We start from the raw sequence: 15,785 nt of genomic DNA on the forward strand, positions 1-15,785 counted from the left end.
TACATCTGGTAGCGAACCCGGCTATATTTGTGGTCTCCGGCAAGCAGACGGGCGTATAATAGGAGTATGCAAGAAGCCATGCATAAAGGGTAAGACCGATCCCCATGATGACAGCAAGCACCTTTATGACGAAGTAGGATTTCATTTGGCCAGCTCCTCTTATTCATGAACCAGATCCGTTATAGGATAACTAAGGTCGTATGTCGTTTTATAAGCAAATGTACGTCGTAGGCCGGATTGCTGGACGATATATGCATCTCTAAGGAAAGAGCCCAGCCTTGCTTCGCCCTTGCCGTGATCCCAATTATCGGAGGTATGTCAAGTAAAGTGTGTAAGTTTCTTATAGAGCAGAATATTTTCGGATCATCTGTCCGAGCCGCTCATCAATACAGAGTTGATTCATCACAATCGCCCAGTTCTGAATGGAGTGTCCCTTCCACTTCTTGTACAGCTCCTTGATCCGTAAGTAAAACACCTTGAACACAGCCGTCTCGCTTTGAAATGCCCCTGCTTCGTTACTTTGCGAAAACTTGCATTGACGCTCTCTATCGCATTTGTTGTGTACATGACACGACGGACATCACTGCCATATTGGTAAAGTTGTTCAACATGCCGGAAGTTGTCCTTCCATACGCGAATTGCCCCCGGATACTTGCTCCAAGTCTCACAGAATTTCTCAAATTCGCTCTGTGCAGCCCGAAGGCTAACTGCCCCATAGATCTTTTTAAGTTGTGCCGTAAATGCCTTGTAATCCTTGCTCGGAACGTATTTAAGAGAATTGCGTATCAGGTGAACAATGCACCGCTGTACCACCACGTTCTTAAAGATCGACTTTGCGCCGTCTTCCAGGCCGCTCACTCCGTCCATTGATATGAAGCCGATGTCCTGTACGCCGCGTGCTTTGATCTCGTCAATACCTGCATCCAGTGATGTTTGCTTTCCGTATCGCCCATCCATAGCCCTAGAACGTCTTTCTTGCCTTTCAGATCATATCCGAGGATCACATATACCGCTTGATCAGATACGCCTTTGTCACCGCGCATTGAAACATAGATACAGTCAACGAAGACAAATGGATAAAATGCCTTGAGCGGTCGATTTTGCCATTCATGCAGCTCGTCAAGCACACTGTCTGTAATATGCGAGATTTGCTCGGCACTGAGCATAAAGCCATAGATGTCATCGATGGTGGAGGAGATGTCTCGCTGACTCATTCCTCTGGCATACATCGCGAGGACTTTTCCTTCAATGGACGAAACGTCCGTCTGTCTTTTGGGAACGATTTGCGGTGTAAAAGAGCCGTCACGGTCTCTTGGGACGCTGATGGGAACCTCGCCTGCTGAGGTTTTGAGGACTTTGGGGGTATATCCGTTGCGGCGATTTGCTGTATCCTTTCGCTGCGCTCGTTGCTCATGTAACCGAGATGGTTTTCCATCTCGCCGTTGAGCATGGCTTCAAACATGGGACCGAAGATTTCTTTGAGGGCGTTTTGCATGTCTTCTACACTCTTGGGCTGATACTCTTCGATAATTGCCTTGGCGAGCGTTGCACTGCGCCGTGGGAGCCTCTTTGACATAAGGGTTCCTCCTTAGTTTTTGACTTCCCCTCACGGGGAGTGCTCCTAAGCTGTCTTCCTACTTACACAGTTTATTATACACTCCCCGTTTCTAAGTCATACTCGCAAGATATGGAGTCATGATATTTAAAAAACTTATTCCATGTTTTGTATGGAGAGGATTTAAACGGTTCTGTTGGTTCGATTTCTTGTTGATAGGCGGAGATACTGTCTCGTATACATATAAGAACCTCCTTTTTTAATGATTCTCGATCCGTTTGAATCAGGCAGCCCATACCTGTCCAATATCCAATTTTTGTTTTATACTCTTTGAGTAAGGAAATTTCTCTATCCTTTTTATTTACATATATATGTACAGCGCCTCTCATATCAATCTTCCTTTCATTGATCACGGTTTTGTTCAGATAAACCTTGCTTTATAAATTCAAGCGAGTAAGAGTATCGTCATATTTGATTACAACGACCGGATTATACGAATCATTTTTTGCCGTTTCGACAACAGCTATGTATCTGTCTTTCTTTGTGCTTAGGGAATGTGTTCCGGTGATCGCCTTTATTTTTTCACTTCCCATCCGGTGCTTAATAGATATGCTTCTATCTCACGGATAGAATCCTCACCCGATTGATTCGTTTCGAGGCATGTCGTGAGGGTTTGTGAAATCAACGCCCTGCTAGTGCTTCTAGGCTGTATTTCTCTGACTGTATATTTATCCAAAATCTCTATTCTATGTAATACCCGGAGCATCGCTTGTTCCCTTTCTTGTATTTCGTGTTGAAAAAAGGTGCCGTAATAGTTTATTATATTATACAATGATCCAAAGCATGGAGCAATTTAGAAATAAAAATCCGGCGACATGGAGATGCCCCGACGACGGTACTATTTCAGTATCGTTGTCGGGGCATTGTTGTAATTTACAAAGAGATTTTCGTCGGTTGGGAGGTGTCGAGGTCAGCCCAGCTCATACCCCGCGTCGTCGAGGATGGCGGAAAGCTCGGTATTCGGGATGTCGCGTGCGGCCTTAAAGGTTGCCGTGCCCGCCTCGAGGCTGACGCTGACGTCCGAGACACCCTCCATGCCGGAGAGCGCTTTCGTGACGTGCTTGACGCAGTTCGGGCAGGTCATGCCCTTGACGTTGATTGTTTTTTCCATGATTTTTCCTTCCTTTCCGGAGCTGCCGGCGGCAGACTCCTCCATATCTTCACCCCGATCATCGGGGAGTGAAAGCTCCAAAATATTGACCTCCGCCGTGGGCGCATCCGTCGCAGCCTTCTCCTCGTGCGCGATGGCAAAAAAGCGCAGGCGCAGGGCGTTCAGCACGACGCAGACGCTCGACAGGCTCATCGCCGCCGCGCCGATCATGGGCGAGAGCTTGATGCCAAACGCGGGATAGAGCACGCCCGCCGCGAGCGGGATGCCGATGATGTTGTAGAAAAACGCCCAGAAGAGATTTTCCTTGATATTGCGCATGACCGCACGGGAGAGGCGCATTGCAGATACGGCGTCCAGCAGGTCGCTGCGCACGAGCACGGCATCCGCGCTCTCGATGGCGACGTCCGTGCCCGCGCCGATGGCAATGCCGAGATCCGCCTGCACGAGGGCGGGCGCGTCGTTCACGCCGTCGCCGATCATGGCGACGCGGTGACCGTCCGCTTGCAGCCGCTCGACGTGGGCGCGCTTATCGCTCGGCAGGACGCCCGCGATGACGGTCTCGATGCCGAGCCGCGCGGCGATCGTGCGTGCCGTGCGCTCATCGTCGCCCGTCAGCATGACCGGGGTCAGCCCCATGCGCTTCATCTGCGCGACGGCCGCGGCGCTCGTCGGCTTCTCTGCGTCGCGTACGCCGAGGAGTCCCGCGATGCGCCGATTGCGAATGACGATGAGCGCGGTCTCCCCGCGGTCTGCCATCTCCTCCATCCGCGCGCGGACGGTATCGGGGAGCGTGATCCCCATTTCATCGAGCAGGGCGGCGTTGCCTGCCGCACAAGGCGCACCGCCGACTGTGCCGTGCACGCCTTTGCCGAAGACCGCCTGAAAGTCCGTGACGGGCGGGACGCTGAGACCGTGTTCCGCCGCATAGCCCGTGATGGCGGCGGCAATCGGATGCTCGCTCCCCGCTTCGAGCGCGGCGGTGAGCGCGATAAGCTCGTCCGCTGTCATGCCCGCGGGCGCGATCGATACGAGCTGCGGGCGTCCCGCAGTGAGCGTGCCCGTCTTGTCCATGAGAACCGTGTCGATATGCCCCGCCGTTTCGAGCGCTTCGCCCGACTTGATGAGGATGCCGTGCGCCGCGCCGCGCCCCGTGCCGACCATGATGGCGACGGGCGTTGCAAGTCCGAGCGCGCACGGGCAGGAGATGACGAGGATGGAGATGACGATGGAGAATGCAAACTCCGTATCCGCGCCCATCATGAGCCACACGCCGCCCGCGATGAGGGCGATTGCGATGACCGTGGGGACAAAGACGGCGGACACGCGGTCGGCAAGGCGCGCGATCGGCGCCTTTGACCCGCTCGCTTCGTCCACGAGCCGGATGAGCCGGCGGATCGTCGTGTCCTCACCGACGCGCGTTGCGGCGAACCGGATCGTCCCCTCGACGTTCAGCGTGCCGGAGGTCACGGTGTCCCCTTCGGATTTCGGGACGGGCATGGATTCGCCTGTGACGGCGGATTCGTCGATACTCGTTGCGCCCTCCGTGACCGTGCCGTCGACGGGAATGCGCGCGCCCGGGCGGACGACAATGATGTCGCCGACCGTGAGCGATGCGACGGAGACGGTTTCCTCAACGCCGTTCCGCATGACCTGCGCTTCGGCGGGGGCGAGCTGCATGAGCGCACGGAGCGCCCCCGTCGTCTGCCCCTTGGCACGCGCCTCAAGATATTTTCCGACGGTGATGAGCGTGACGATCATGCCCGCGGATTCGAAATAGAGGTTCTCGCCGTATGCCTCCACAAGCGCAAGATCGCCGTGTCCGAGTCCCCAGCTCATGCGGAACATCGCAAACACGCCGAAGAGGGCGGACGCCATCGAGCCGATTCCGACGAGCGAGTCCATGTTCGGCGCGCCCGTCAGGAGGTTGCGGAAACCGTGGACGTAGTAGGCGCGGTTGACGTACATGATCGGCAGGATCAGCACGAACTGCGCGAGCGCGAATGTCAGCGCGTTCTCCGCTCCGTGGAATACCGTGCCGAACCATGACGGGTACGGGATGCCGAGCGGCATGAACATGTGGTGCATCGCGATATACATCGTCGGCAGGAGGAAGATGATCGAGATGAGGAGACGCGCGCGCATCGCGCGGATCTCCTTTTCGGCGCTATCCTCCGCGGATGTCGCGGCGGGCGATGCGCTCTGCGCGCCGGGCGCGGACTTCACGCTCGCCCCGTAGCCCGCATCCTCCACGGCGGAGATGATCGCGGCGGGACTTGTGCGTCCTTCGTCGTAGGAAAGCATCATCGTATTCGTCAGCAGGTTCACGCTGACATCCGCCGTCCCCTCGACTTTCTTCGTCGCCCGCTCGACGCGCGCCGCGCAGGCGGAACAGGTCATGCCTGTGATGGTGAATGTTTCTTTTCGCATAATTTCATATATTTCCCTTCCAAAGTGTGACGCAGGATTTTGACTTACTGAATCTGCACCGCTTTGGCATCCGCCTTGCCAAAAAAGCGGGGCTTAAAAATGGCTGCGGCGGATGCCGACGCTGCACGAAACGATGCGGCACAACGCCGTGTTCCTTGCTCTGCATCCAAACTTCCGCGTCACTTATGTTGCGGAGGCGCACCGCTCCCCATTGTGCGACGCACATATATTGTAACTTGATGTTTTTCTATTATATCACGCCTTGGCAAGAGGGGGGCTGTGTTTTTGTGCATGGTGGGTAAGGAGTCCCGTTGACGTGTGTGTTACTATAAAAAAGAACATATATGTGTACGAACAGGAGGAAAAGATGTTTCAACGAATCGACCGCCCCGGCTTTTACTATGGCTTCCCGGTACTGCTCATGACGACGAAGGATCAAGAGACAGGGGAGGACGCCTTAACGCCGCTTTCCTCCTCGTGGGTGCTCGATCAAACAATTGTCATCGGAATCGGCGCGGGCAACAAGGGATTTTGCAACATAGAAGCGGGGGCGGATATGGTTTTTAACCTGCCGGGTGCGAATCTCTATGAGAACGTTAAGCGGATCGAACGCCTGACGGGGCTGCGCAAACTTTCTGAGGTGAAGAAAAATCTCGGCTATACCTACTGCGTGGATAAGTTCGGCGTCGGCGGATTTACGAAGCTGCCTGGGGAGACCGTCGCGGCTGTGCGCATTCCGGAATGCCCCTTTCACATTGAGGCGACCGTCGAATCCATCACGCGCAAGGACTGGTTCGCGATCGTCGTTTGTCACATTACGGCGATCTTTGCGGATGAAAAACTTTTAACGGCAGATGGGCGCATTGATACGGCACGCTGGCAGCCGCTCATCTATAAGCTCAAGGAGTATACGACGACGGGCGTGCGGCTCGAACTGAACTTTGGGTTCAGGGAATATTGAAACCGCGCGGTCATGAAAACGACAAAATAAAAGGACGGCAGACGTTTCATCTGTCGTCTTTTTAGTTTACAAAAATTCTACTCGATCAGCCCGATTTCCTGAAAACATTGGCCGAGTGTATCGTTAGAGGTGTCGGGCTCGAACCGTTTGCCCTCTTTCCAGTTCGCCGCGCCGGTCATATTGATGGCGAGCGCCGCGGCACTGCGGTCGATGTCGCTGCTGCCGGAGGTACAGATCGGAACGATGGTCTTGCCGGAAAAGTCGTAGCTCTCGACGAAACTGTCGATGATGCGCGGTTCCTGTCCCCACCAGATGGGATAGGCGAGCACGACGGTATCATATTGATCGAAATTCTCGATCTTATTTGCGATCTTCGGGCGGGCGGAGGGATCGTTCTGCTCGCGCGTTGCGCGTGAGGTCTTGTCGTTGTAGTTCAGATCCTCGCTCGTATACGGCTCTGCGGGCTGTATCTCAAAGACGTCGGCACCGAGGATATTTGCCGCGTTCTTTGCGAGCGTCTCGGTTCGTCCCGTACCGCTGAAATAGACAACGAGCGTTTTGCCCGGGGCTGTTTTCGGTGCGGCGGCGGTCTCCTGCTTTGGTGCAGTGTCCGTGTCGGCGTTCGTTCCGGCGGAAGAGCCGCAGCCGATCACCGCCAGCATCAGGAAGAGCGCCGTGATGATAGACAGCAGTTGTTTCATCGTTTATCCCTCCTTTTAAGGTTCTCCTAGGTTCAGAATACCGCGTTACGGATGCGGTGTCAATTCATTTCCTTTTCCCATGCGCGGATGATGCTGAAATCCAGCTTGTCCGCGGTGTCCTCGAGGAGCCGGATCTCCTCGGGCGTGAGCGAAATCGCGGCGGCTTTGACTGCATCCGCGACGTGATGCGGCTTCGTGACGCCGATGATGGGGAGCGTCCCCTTGCCGATCGCCCAAGCGACGGGGATCTGCGCGATGCCTACGTTGTACTTATCGGCGAGCAGCTTGAGCGACGCGTTTAATACCTCGATTTTGTCGAGGATGGGATTGTAGGTCGCTGCGCGCGCCGAGCCCTCGGGCATGGGGTGATGCGTGTCATACTGCCCCGAGAGTGCGCCCTGCTCGAGCACCATGTAGGAGAAGAAATGCACATCGTTCTCGCGGCAGTATGCGAGGATGCCGGAGTCCTCCGAGGAGCGGTTCAGCAGGCTGTAGTGGTTCTGCACGGCGCCGAGCTTCAGCCCGTGCTCACGCAGAATCCTGTCCGCCTCCTTGATCTCGTCGATGTTGTGATTCGATACGCCGATCATGGGAGGATTTTTCTTATCCTTGAGGAAAATCGCAAGATCGCGGATCCAGCGCGGCGCGTCGACAGGGTTGTGTACCCAGTAGATGTCCATGGTATCGATGCCGAGCAGTTTGCACTGCTGCTCCCACATGTCCTTCACGGGCGTATTTGATTCGTAGTTCATGCACTGCGGCGTGAGCTTATCCGAGACGATGTATTTCTCGCGCGGCAGCCCCTTGAGGAACGCGGCGAGCATCCGCTCCGATGTGCCCATGCCGTAGGCGTACGCCGTGTCCCAGAGGTTCAGTCCCGCGGCCATCGCGGCGTCGAAGACCGGGCGCAGCGATTCCTCCGTGTAGTTCGTGCCGAATGTGCCGTCGTTCCCCCATGCCCATGCACCGAGCGCGATCTTTGGCAGTTGTGTGGCCATTGTAAATGCCCCTTCCATACAATAGATATTATTTCCCTGTGTATGCGGTGATGCTGTCCGCAACCATCGCGGCGCGGAACTCGTGCACCTCATAGCGCGCCATGTTGTCCGCGTAGAACACGTCCCCGCGCAGGATCTCCTTGAGCGCTTCCCTGCTCTCCGCTTGCGCGATCATGATGCCCGCGCCCTCCATGTCGAGGTACGGACACCTACGATGAGGAAGTCCCCGCGGTCAAAATGCGCATTGAACCATGCGCGGTGCGCCGTCATCAGTTCGTCGGCGCGCTCCGCCGGCAGTTTGTCCCTATCGATATACTCGCTGACAATATACATAGATCGTTCCCCTTTCCATTGATACATTTATATTCAGTATAATACCTAGAGCATAGTTCAGGTCAAGAAAATATTCGGAACAGGGGATTTTCGGCGTCTTTTTTGCGGTGTCGAGGGCTTGCATATCGCGCCCCGGTTTGATACAATCTATCTTGCTTGCGGTTGTAGCTCAGATGGATAGAGCATCTGCCTCCTAAGCAGAGGGTCGCGCGTTCGACTCGCGCCAATCGCACCATATACGCCAAAACAAAGGGCTGTGTACGCGCAGATTCGTACACAGCCCTTTTCTATTTCTTTCCAAATCCAAACAGCGATTTGAGTTTTGTGCCGATGCCGGAGGATGATTCCACTTCCTGCGGCGCATCCGCCGCATCCTCCTCGGGGATGTCGTCGTAAAGGTCGGAGTCATCCGCTGCGCGGGGCAGAGCGTCACTATAGCTCTCCGTATCGTCGGCACCGAGGTCGAATCCCGCGCCGTAGTTCGGGGAGAATCCGGAGATGATCTCGATGCCGCAGTTCGGGCACCTGCGCGCGGAGGAGGGGACAAATTTGTCACATTTCGGACAGAACATAGGAATCCCCCCTTTCTCAGTCTCTCGTCAGACGAACGACAGATACGATACTGACGATGCCGCAGACGAGTGTGAGCGCGGCGCAGGCGATCGTACTGCTGCTCGGCTCAATGCTGAGGAGTGAGAGGAGCTGCGTCGGATCGATCTCATCTGTGCCGGAAAGGGCGGCCTCTACGTTCAGACGATCCAGCTCACCGTAGAAATGCGCGATCGGCAGCACGATCACAGGCGTGGGCAAAAGCGCCGCATAGACGAACAGCGCTTCATAGGCGCTGCGTCCAAGGGTCTTCAGACGGCGCAGGACGAGCGGCAGCGCCGCGAGCGGATAGATGGAACTCAGAAGGAGGATGAAATAGTAATCGCTCCCGTATGGCAGTATACCTGCAGGCATCAATATGATGCACAGCGGATTGATGATGAGGTTGGATGCGAACATGAGGATGAAGTTCGCTGCAGCGCAGACAAGGAGAGCGGAAAAACGAAAATTGCGGTAATTGATCGTTCGGATCCGGCTCAGGAATGCCGTTCGTACACCCGGCAGGGGCTGCGTCGACGGGGGCGCGCCGTAGGCATTTTCCCCGGCATCTCCGCTGCCGAAGAAAAGCCATCCGTTCAGCGGAATGAGGATCAGCAGGAGGACGGCGCCGATCAGCGTCGAGCCAAGCAAAATGTAGGGAAGGGTATTTCCGCCGGTGGACCAGTGCATAAAGTCCGTCAGGAAACTTGTGAGCGGAATGCCCATCGCGTAGGCCTGACTAACGCCCCAGATCAGTATGTAGAACACGGGGATAAAGATGATCGTCAGGATGGCAAGGAAGGCGGGCAGGGCGTAGAGACCGCTGCGTCCCATATCGTGCAGACGGCGCACGACGGCAGAGACGCCGAGGAACGGCGTCGCGAGGAGCATCAGGAAGATCGCGGCACCGAGCGTTGTAACGGTCAGCCCCCAGAATGCCGGCGTTGCATCGCGGAAGAGAGATGCGGCGACGAGGTAGTTCAGCGGCAGGACAAGGCTGTCATAGAGGGCGAACAAAAGCCCCTGACCGCCGCAGATCGCGCCAAGCGTGAGTGCAAAGTCGCGGCGGGAGAGCCGACCCTTCATTGAGAAAAAGCGCAGATCGGAAAACGTGTGCAAAGGGGCATCCGGGAGCTCGGCAGCGGCAGCGGGCAGGGATGGCTCCGCATCGGCGGGCGGCGACGGGTGCGCATCTCCGGCATTTGCCGCAGCGGGCAGCGCGCGCGGATCGTCGCCGTAGGCGTTCGCGCCCGACTGTCCCTCCTTGAAGAGGAGATAAAAACCGAGCGCCACATTGACGAGCGGCACATAGAGGAAGAGGAGGTACCACCCCGACATGCCGACATCGTGCAGGCGGCGGACGGTGAGGGTCAAATGGGAGATAATGAGCGGTGTGCAGAGCAGCATGAAAACGCCGATTCCGGTCATGAAGGAATGCAGAAATGCCGCGAATGCACCCTCCCCGGTATCGATCAGTGTCATACCGATATAAATGCTGAAGAAGATCAAAAGGAGCACGCCGAGGGCGGCGAGCACAACATTGCGCAAAAAGTACCGCTTTCGGTTCAGACGGCCGTCCGTGCGGAAAAAGTTCTCCTTGAGTCCTCTGTCCGGCATATGCATAGTGATTCCCCCGTTCCTGCGATCAGTTGAAATTCTGTTTCATTGTAGCACGAATCACAGGGGCAATCAAATAGAAGGAGATGAAGCTTTTCAGGATGTTTTCATCAAAGCCGTATGCACCGGCGATCCCTCTTGCACGATGTGATATGATAGAAGTACCGCTCGCTGCGTACGGCGCGGGCGGCATGATGAAAAAGGAGAGGGGCGCGTTTTATGGCGGAGGGATTTCGTGAGATACTGGCGGCGCGTGCGGCGGCGTTCGGTATGGCGCTGACGAATGCGCAGCTCGAGCAGTGCGTACGCTACAACGAGCTGCTGCTCACGTGGAACGAACGCATGAACCTCACGGCACTGACTGCGCCCGAGGATGTGGCGGTGAAGCACATCGTGGACAGTCTATCGGCGTACGACGCGCCGCTCTTTGCGCGTGCAAAGTCGCTCATCGACGTCGGCACGGGCGCGACTGCCGGGCATTCCTCTTGCGATCTATGCGCCGGAGATCGAGGTGACATTGATGGATGCGCTGCAAAAGCGCGTCCGCTTCCTCACGGAGGTCATAGAACAGCTTGGTCTTAAAAATGTCGTCTGCGTCCACGCACGCGCGGAAGCGGCGGCGCGGATGCACACCTACCGCGCGCAGTATGACATCGCCGTCAGCCGCGCGGTGGCGCGGCTGCCTGTGCTCGCCGAATATGCGCTCCCCTTTGTCCGCGTCGGGGGACGTTCCTCGCGCTGAAGGGGCGCGCGTACGCCGAGGAGATGGAGGAGGGGCGCGCGGCGGTGGAGATGCTCGGCGGCGGCGGGATCGCGGCGCGCCCCGTGACCCTGCCGGGACTTGACGATGCGCGCGCCGTGCTCGTCATCGAGAAATACCGCAGCACGCCGCGCGCCTATCCGCGCCGTGAGGGAACGCCGGAGAAGAGCCCCCTTCGTTCGTGTCCTTGAAATAATTCTAATGAAGGATTTATTTCCTTTTTGTCGAAATATGAAATACAGGTTGTATTTGCTGTGCGCATTTTCAAGGTCGGATTAAATCGACTTATATCTGAATACGTCGTGTTTTTGGCAATAGAACCGGGGAATAATCAGCAAGGGGATGAGGTAATGAACCGAGTCAAAGGATTTGCGGCGGGACTTTTCGCCGCACTCGTCTTTGCCCTGCCTGTGGGGGGCACGGCGGCATCGGCAGCGGAGGAAAGCGCCGATCCGGCCGCCCCGCCGCACCGGACGGCAGACGAGGTACAGACGGGCGCGCTCAAGGCGCCCGCAGAAGCGGCGGCACAGCGCGATGCCGAGCGCGCCGCACAAAAGGCTGCAAAGCAGGCGGTCAAGGAACAGAAGAAAGCGGAAAAGAAGGCGGCAAAGGCGGAGAAAAAGCGCGAGAAAAACGCGCGGTTCAAGCGCCTTTTTGTCGACAACGGCTTTACGTATTATCTCGATTCGAAAAACTCGCGGTGGATTCCGCGCCCGAACAGTGGCTCGGAGCGCATCATCGAGGCGTGGGTACGTCTGGTGGAGGATGCGCAGAGCGATGCGGCGGATAACGATGCGCGCCCGCAGAAATACTTTCTCGAACATTACTATATCAGTCCGACCCGGCGCGAGATCATGTTCATCTCGGAGCTCGAGGTCACGGGACGTCCGGAGAACGCGATTCATGAGCGTCCGTACGACGCGGCGCATTGGGAACGCCTCGTCCCCGGATCGATCGAGGACGACCTCTTCGACGCCATTGTAGCGCGGATGAAGCAGGCACCGGGTGAGCGCCGCGGCGTGCTCAGCGGAACGAGCGGAATGAGCCTGCGCGACATGGTGGAGGAATACGCGCGCATCTCTCTCTGACGCGCCTGTGGGGGGAAAGAACCCGGAGGATTATATTTTGAAGGAAAAACCGTGTAATTACGACCGGTGCCAGGTCACGGGACTGCTGAATATGATGCAGTTCATGCGGCATGTTTCCGTTCGTATGCAGGAAGGCGGGGCGGGGAAACTCACCTTCCTGTATTTTGACATCGAAAATTTTAAGAGTTTCAACCAGCGCTACGGGTTCTCGCAGGGCAACCAATTCCTGCGCTACATGGCGGATCTCCTGCGCGAGACGTTCGAGGAGGATCTGCTCGCGCGCTTCAACGACGACCATTTTGCCGTCGCCACGGGGCGCGAGGACATCGCGGCGTGCATTCAGTACATCCACGAGCGCGTCCGCGCGTATGAGCTGGGGCTTGCGATGGAGATCAAGGCGGGCATCTACCACCCCTCCGAGGATGTGCGCGACATTGCGCTCATCATGGATCGTGCGAAGATCGCGTGCAACAGCATCAAAAAAACCTACGACCTCACGTGGGCGGAGTTTGACCCCACGATGGAGGAGAACATCAATTTCCGCAGCTACATCATCAGCTCGTTCCAGGAAGCGATGGCGCAGGGGCATATCGAGGTTTTCTATCAGCCCGAGATTCGCACGATGACGCGCGAAATCTGCGGGGTCGAAGCACTCGCACGCTGGCGCGACCCCATCCACGGCATGATCGCGCCGGGCACGTTCGTCCCCGTTCTCGAGGACGCGCACCTCTCGCCGCAGCTCGACCTTTATATCGTCGAGCAGGTGTGCAAGGACATTCTCCTCACGCGCAGCAACATCCCCGACTGGGAGCAGCTGCGCGTCTCGGTCAACATCTCGCGCGCAGATTTCCGCCTGCTCGACGTCGTGCAGGCAGTCGAGGATATCCGTATGCGCTACGGGATTGAGCGGACGATGCTCAACATTGAGGTCACGGAGGGCGTACTCAACGACGATGAGAAATTCCTCCAGTCCGAGATCGCGCGCTTCCGTGCCACGGGCTATGAGGTCTGGATGGACGATTTCGGCAGCGGCTACTCCTCGCTCAACAATATCAAAGACTACGTGTTCGACGTGCTCAAAATCGATATGGCGTTCCTGCGCTCCTTTGAGACCAATCCGAAGACACGCGTTGTCGTGCGCTCTATCGTCAACATGGCGAAGGAGATCGGGATGCACACCCTTGCCGAGGGCGTCGAGACGGAGGAGCAGTTCGAGTTCCTGTGCGAAATCGGCTGCGAAAAGGTGCAGGGCTTTCTCTTTAGTCCCCCCATCCCGATTGGAAAGATGGTTGCTTATTGTCAAAAAAGAGCGGTCGAGCCGTTTGACCTCGCGGACTATTATACGGAAATCGGGGCGATTAACGTCCTCTCGAGCGAGCCTCTAGAGCGGCGCGGATCGCCCGAGATTGGCGATGCGCCTTCGCTTGCGCTGCTGGAGCGGCGGGACGGCGAGATCCGCTATCTCTACCAAAGCCGCATGTTTCGGCTGTTCCTTCATAATATCGAGCTGGATGAATGCTGTGCGCATACCCCGAACTACGAGCGGCGGCTCAAGCAGAACCACCGCATGATCGGGCATATGATGGAGGAAGCGGAGCATACGGGACGAGAGGCGTACACGGACTTTATCACACGCAACTCGTTCAACAGCGTACGGCTGCGGCTCGTCACACAGTGCCCCGACAACTCCCGCGCAGTCTTTCTCATGGCGACCGTCAACATCTCGCGCTTCAGCCCCGAGGCGGGTTCTATGCAGGAAGCGCTCAATCAGATCGTCGCGCTCTATGACCGCATTGATCTCTACGAACTCGGAACGCATCGTGTATCGACGTTGTACCGCGACGTCTATGAGCCGCGCTATGAGGAGACCTATGGGCATTTTGAAGATCTCGTCGCACGCTATGCCGACGAGATGATTATTCCGGAAGACAACGCCGCATTCAAAAAGTTCTACAGCGAGACGCATCTGCGCGGCATTCTCGAGCACAAAGAGTCAAGCGACCATACCGCCGTACTCTTCCACAAACGCATGCCGGACGGCGAGCGCTGTCTGCGGCTGCACTATCTGATCCCGTTCCACGTTGAGGGACACGACTATGTCATCTCGTGCATACAGACCATCGACGAGAAGGGCATCGGCGCCGCCCTTGCCTCTCTCGCATAGATATGATTGCTTCAAACAAAAAACCGTCACAGAGAACATCTGCGGCGGTTTTTGTGTGCTTCTCGCACATGGGGCGGGCATGCACAGTCTGCGGCAGCGCGGCGCCCCTATCGGACAGATGGTATTTATGGTATAATAACGCCGATACGATTGCGAAAACGGCTTTAGCACGCCGGAGGAGGATACATCATGCAGAGTTTTACCTTTCAGAGTCCTACGGAGATCATCTTCGGGCGCGGGGCGGAGGATCGTGTGGCGGAGCGGCTGCGCGCACGCGGGGCGAGCCGCATTCTGATTCTCTACGGCGGCGGGAGCGTGGTGGAGTCGGGGCTGCTCTCGCGCATTGAGAAAAATCTGACGTCCGCGGGTCTGGCGTTTCTCGTCATCGGCGGGGTGCGTCCCAATCCGCGCGTCTCCCTCGTACGTGAGGCGATTCGTGAAGGCATCGCGGCACAGGCAAATTTCGTCCTCGGTGTGGGCGGCGGCTCTGTCATTGACTCGGCGAAGGCGGTTGCACACGGGATTGCGAACCCAACCGTGGATATTTGGGATATTTGGACGCACAAGGTCGAGATCGAGCAGACCATACCCATCGGCACGGTGCTGACCATCCCGGCGGCGGGCAGCGAGGTCAGCGACTCGGCGGTGCTGACGAACGAGGATACGGGGCGCAAGCTCGGGCTCAATACGCCGCTGAACCGCCCGCTCATTTCCTTTCTGAACCCGGAACTGGCATTTACGCTGCCGCGGGCGCAGATCGCCGCGGGCGCAGCGGACATCATGATGCACACGATGGAGCGGTATTTTACCAATGTGAAGGAGCCGAATGTCTTCACTGACCGCGTGGCAGAGGCGCTGATCCGGACGGTGATGGAGTGTGCGGAGCGCCTGCTCATCTCGCGCAAGGACTACGACGCGATGAGCGAGCTCATGTGGTGCGGGAGCGTGTCGCACAGTGGATTTACAGAACTCGGGCGGTGCAAGGATTTCTCCGTGCATAAACTGGGGCATGAGCTCTCGGCGCGGTTTGACTCAACACATGGGGCGACGCTGACGGCGCTCTGGCCGTCGTGGGCACGGCATGTTTATAAATATGACGCGCCGCGCTTTGCGCAGTTTGCCGCTGCGATCTTTGGCGTCAATGCGGGGACGGACGAAGAGCGTGCGCGTGCGGGCATCCGGCACATGGAGGAGTTTTTCACATCGATCGAGATGCCGACAAGCCTTGCGGGACTTGACATCGGCACGCCGGGCAAAGGGACGATTGAGGAACTGGCGCGCGCAGCGACGGCAAACGATACGATCCGTCTTGGATGCTTCCACCCGCTGAACGCGGCGGACGCGGCGGCAATCTATACGGCGGCGAATCACTGAGACGGGGCGCCGCTGGGTGTGCGGCAGCCGGCGCGCTTATCCATGTGG

The 15,785-nt window shown here is 57.1% G+C and carries 13 protein-coding genes, 1 tRNA gene and 2 pseudogenes; 6 read left to right on the plus strand and 10 right to left on the minus strand.

The annotated features are described in order from the left end of the window. Positions 1-340: 340 nt before the first annotated feature. From HMPREF9162_RS11810 to HMPREF9162_RS12850, 4 genes and pseudogenes are all read right to left on the minus strand, one after another. Positions 341-1,576 (minus strand): annotated as a pseudogene (locus HMPREF9162_RS11810) (IS256 family transposase). A 74-nt stretch (positions 1,577-1,650) separates the two neighbouring features. Continuing rightward, on the minus strand, positions 1,651-1,944 hold the full coding sequence (locus HMPREF9162_RS11815; protein ID WP_254655336.1) for a hypothetical protein: 294 nt from the start codon (positions 1,942-1,944) through the stop codon (positions 1,651-1,653). 581 nt (positions 1,945-2,525) lie between these two features. Continuing rightward, a complete protein-coding gene (locus tag HMPREF9162_RS01400) occupies positions 2,526-5,153 on the minus strand; it encodes a heavy metal translocating P-type ATPase (RefSeq protein ID WP_009752662.1) in 2,628 nt (875 codons plus the stop codon). A 44-nt stretch (positions 5,154-5,197) separates the two neighbouring features. Next, complete coding sequence (locus tag HMPREF9162_RS12850; RefSeq protein WP_009752610.1) at positions 5,198-5,323, minus strand: hypothetical protein; 126 nt, start codon at positions 5,321-5,323, stop codon at positions 5,198-5,200. Positions 5,324-5,520: 197 nt separating this feature from the next. Between HMPREF9162_RS12850 and HMPREF9162_RS01405 the strand changes: the two genes are divergently transcribed. Then, positions 5,521-6,114, plus strand: a complete 594-nt coding sequence (locus HMPREF9162_RS01405) for a sodium:proton antiporter (protein ID WP_026762395.1) — start codon at positions 5,521-5,523, stop codon at positions 6,112-6,114. 77 nt (positions 6,115-6,191) lie between these two features. Here the strand turns inward: HMPREF9162_RS01405 and HMPREF9162_RS01410 are convergent, their stop codons facing one another. From HMPREF9162_RS01410 to HMPREF9162_RS12650, 4 genes are read right to left on the minus strand one after another with little or no spacing between them, the layout of a single operon-like run. Beyond that, on the minus strand, positions 6,192-6,815 hold the full coding sequence (locus HMPREF9162_RS01410) for a flavodoxin (RefSeq protein WP_009752590.1): 624 nt from the start codon (positions 6,813-6,815) through the stop codon (positions 6,192-6,194). A gap of 59 nt (positions 6,816-6,874) precedes the next feature. After that, a complete protein-coding gene (locus HMPREF9162_RS01415) occupies positions 6,875-7,813 on the minus strand; it encodes an aldo/keto reductase (RefSeq protein WP_009438248.1) in 939 nt (312 codons plus the stop codon). A gap of 28 nt (positions 7,814-7,841) precedes the next feature. Then, positions 7,842-7,988, minus strand: coding sequence for a hypothetical protein (locus HMPREF9162_RS12645; RefSeq protein WP_009752648.1), 147 nt, complete (start codon positions 7,986-7,988; stop codon positions 7,842-7,844). After that, positions 7,985-8,146 (minus strand): hypothetical protein, encoded by a 162-nt coding sequence (locus tag HMPREF9162_RS12650; RefSeq protein ID WP_009438287.1) that lies wholly within the window; start codon positions 8,144-8,146, stop codon positions 7,985-7,987. Before HMPREF9162_RS12650 ends, HMPREF9162_RS12645 begins: the two co-directional genes overlap by 4 nt. Before the next feature lie 158 nt (positions 8,147-8,304). Between HMPREF9162_RS12650 and HMPREF9162_RS01425 the strand changes: the two genes are divergently transcribed. After that, positions 8,305-8,381 (plus strand) — tRNA-Arg (locus HMPREF9162_RS01425). 52 nt (positions 8,382-8,433) lie between these two features. On the opposite strand, the gene HMPREF9162_RS01430 is transcribed toward HMPREF9162_RS01425, so the two are convergent. Next, positions 8,434-8,718, minus strand: a complete 285-nt coding sequence (locus tag HMPREF9162_RS01430) for a zinc ribbon domain-containing protein (RefSeq protein WP_009752721.1) — start codon at positions 8,716-8,718, stop codon at positions 8,434-8,436. Positions 8,719-8,734: 16 nt separating this feature from the next. Beyond that, entirely contained in the window at positions 8,735-10,351 is a 1,617-nt protein-coding gene (locus tag HMPREF9162_RS01435) for a DUF805 domain-containing protein (RefSeq protein ID WP_254655337.1), read from the minus strand. A gap of 219 nt (positions 10,352-10,570) precedes the next feature. On the opposite strand from HMPREF9162_RS01435, the pseudogene rsmG reads away from it, so the two are divergent. The 4 genes and pseudogenes from rsmG to HMPREF9162_RS01455 all read left to right on the plus strand — a co-directional run bounded on the left by rsmG (position 10,571) and on the right by HMPREF9162_RS01455 (position 15,737). Further along, positions 10,571-11,302, plus strand: a pseudogene (gene rsmG / locus HMPREF9162_RS01440) (16S rRNA (guanine(527)-N(7))-methyltransferase RsmG). Positions 11,303-11,332: 30 nt separating this feature from the next. Next, complete coding sequence (locus HMPREF9162_RS01445) at positions 11,333-12,199, plus strand: hypothetical protein (RefSeq protein ID WP_009752730.1); 867 nt, start codon at positions 11,333-11,335, stop codon at positions 12,197-12,199. A 37-nt stretch (positions 12,200-12,236) separates the two neighbouring features. Further along, positions 12,237-14,363: a bifunctional diguanylate cyclase/phosphodiesterase gene (locus HMPREF9162_RS01450; protein WP_009752621.1), complete on the plus strand. Its 2,127-nt coding sequence runs from the start codon at positions 12,237-12,239 to the stop codon at positions 14,361-14,363. Positions 14,364-14,552: 189 nt separating this feature from the next. Beyond that, a complete protein-coding gene (locus HMPREF9162_RS01455) occupies positions 14,553-15,737 on the plus strand; it encodes an iron-containing alcohol dehydrogenase (RefSeq protein WP_009438224.1) in 1,185 nt (394 codons plus the stop codon). Positions 15,738-15,785 lie beyond the last annotated feature (48 nt).

The sequence above is a fragment of the Selenomonas sp. oral taxon 137 str. F0430 genome (genome assembly GCF_000183625.1).
Classification (GTDB): domain Bacteria; phylum Bacillota; class Negativicutes; order Selenomonadales; family Selenomonadaceae; genus Centipeda; species Centipeda artemidis.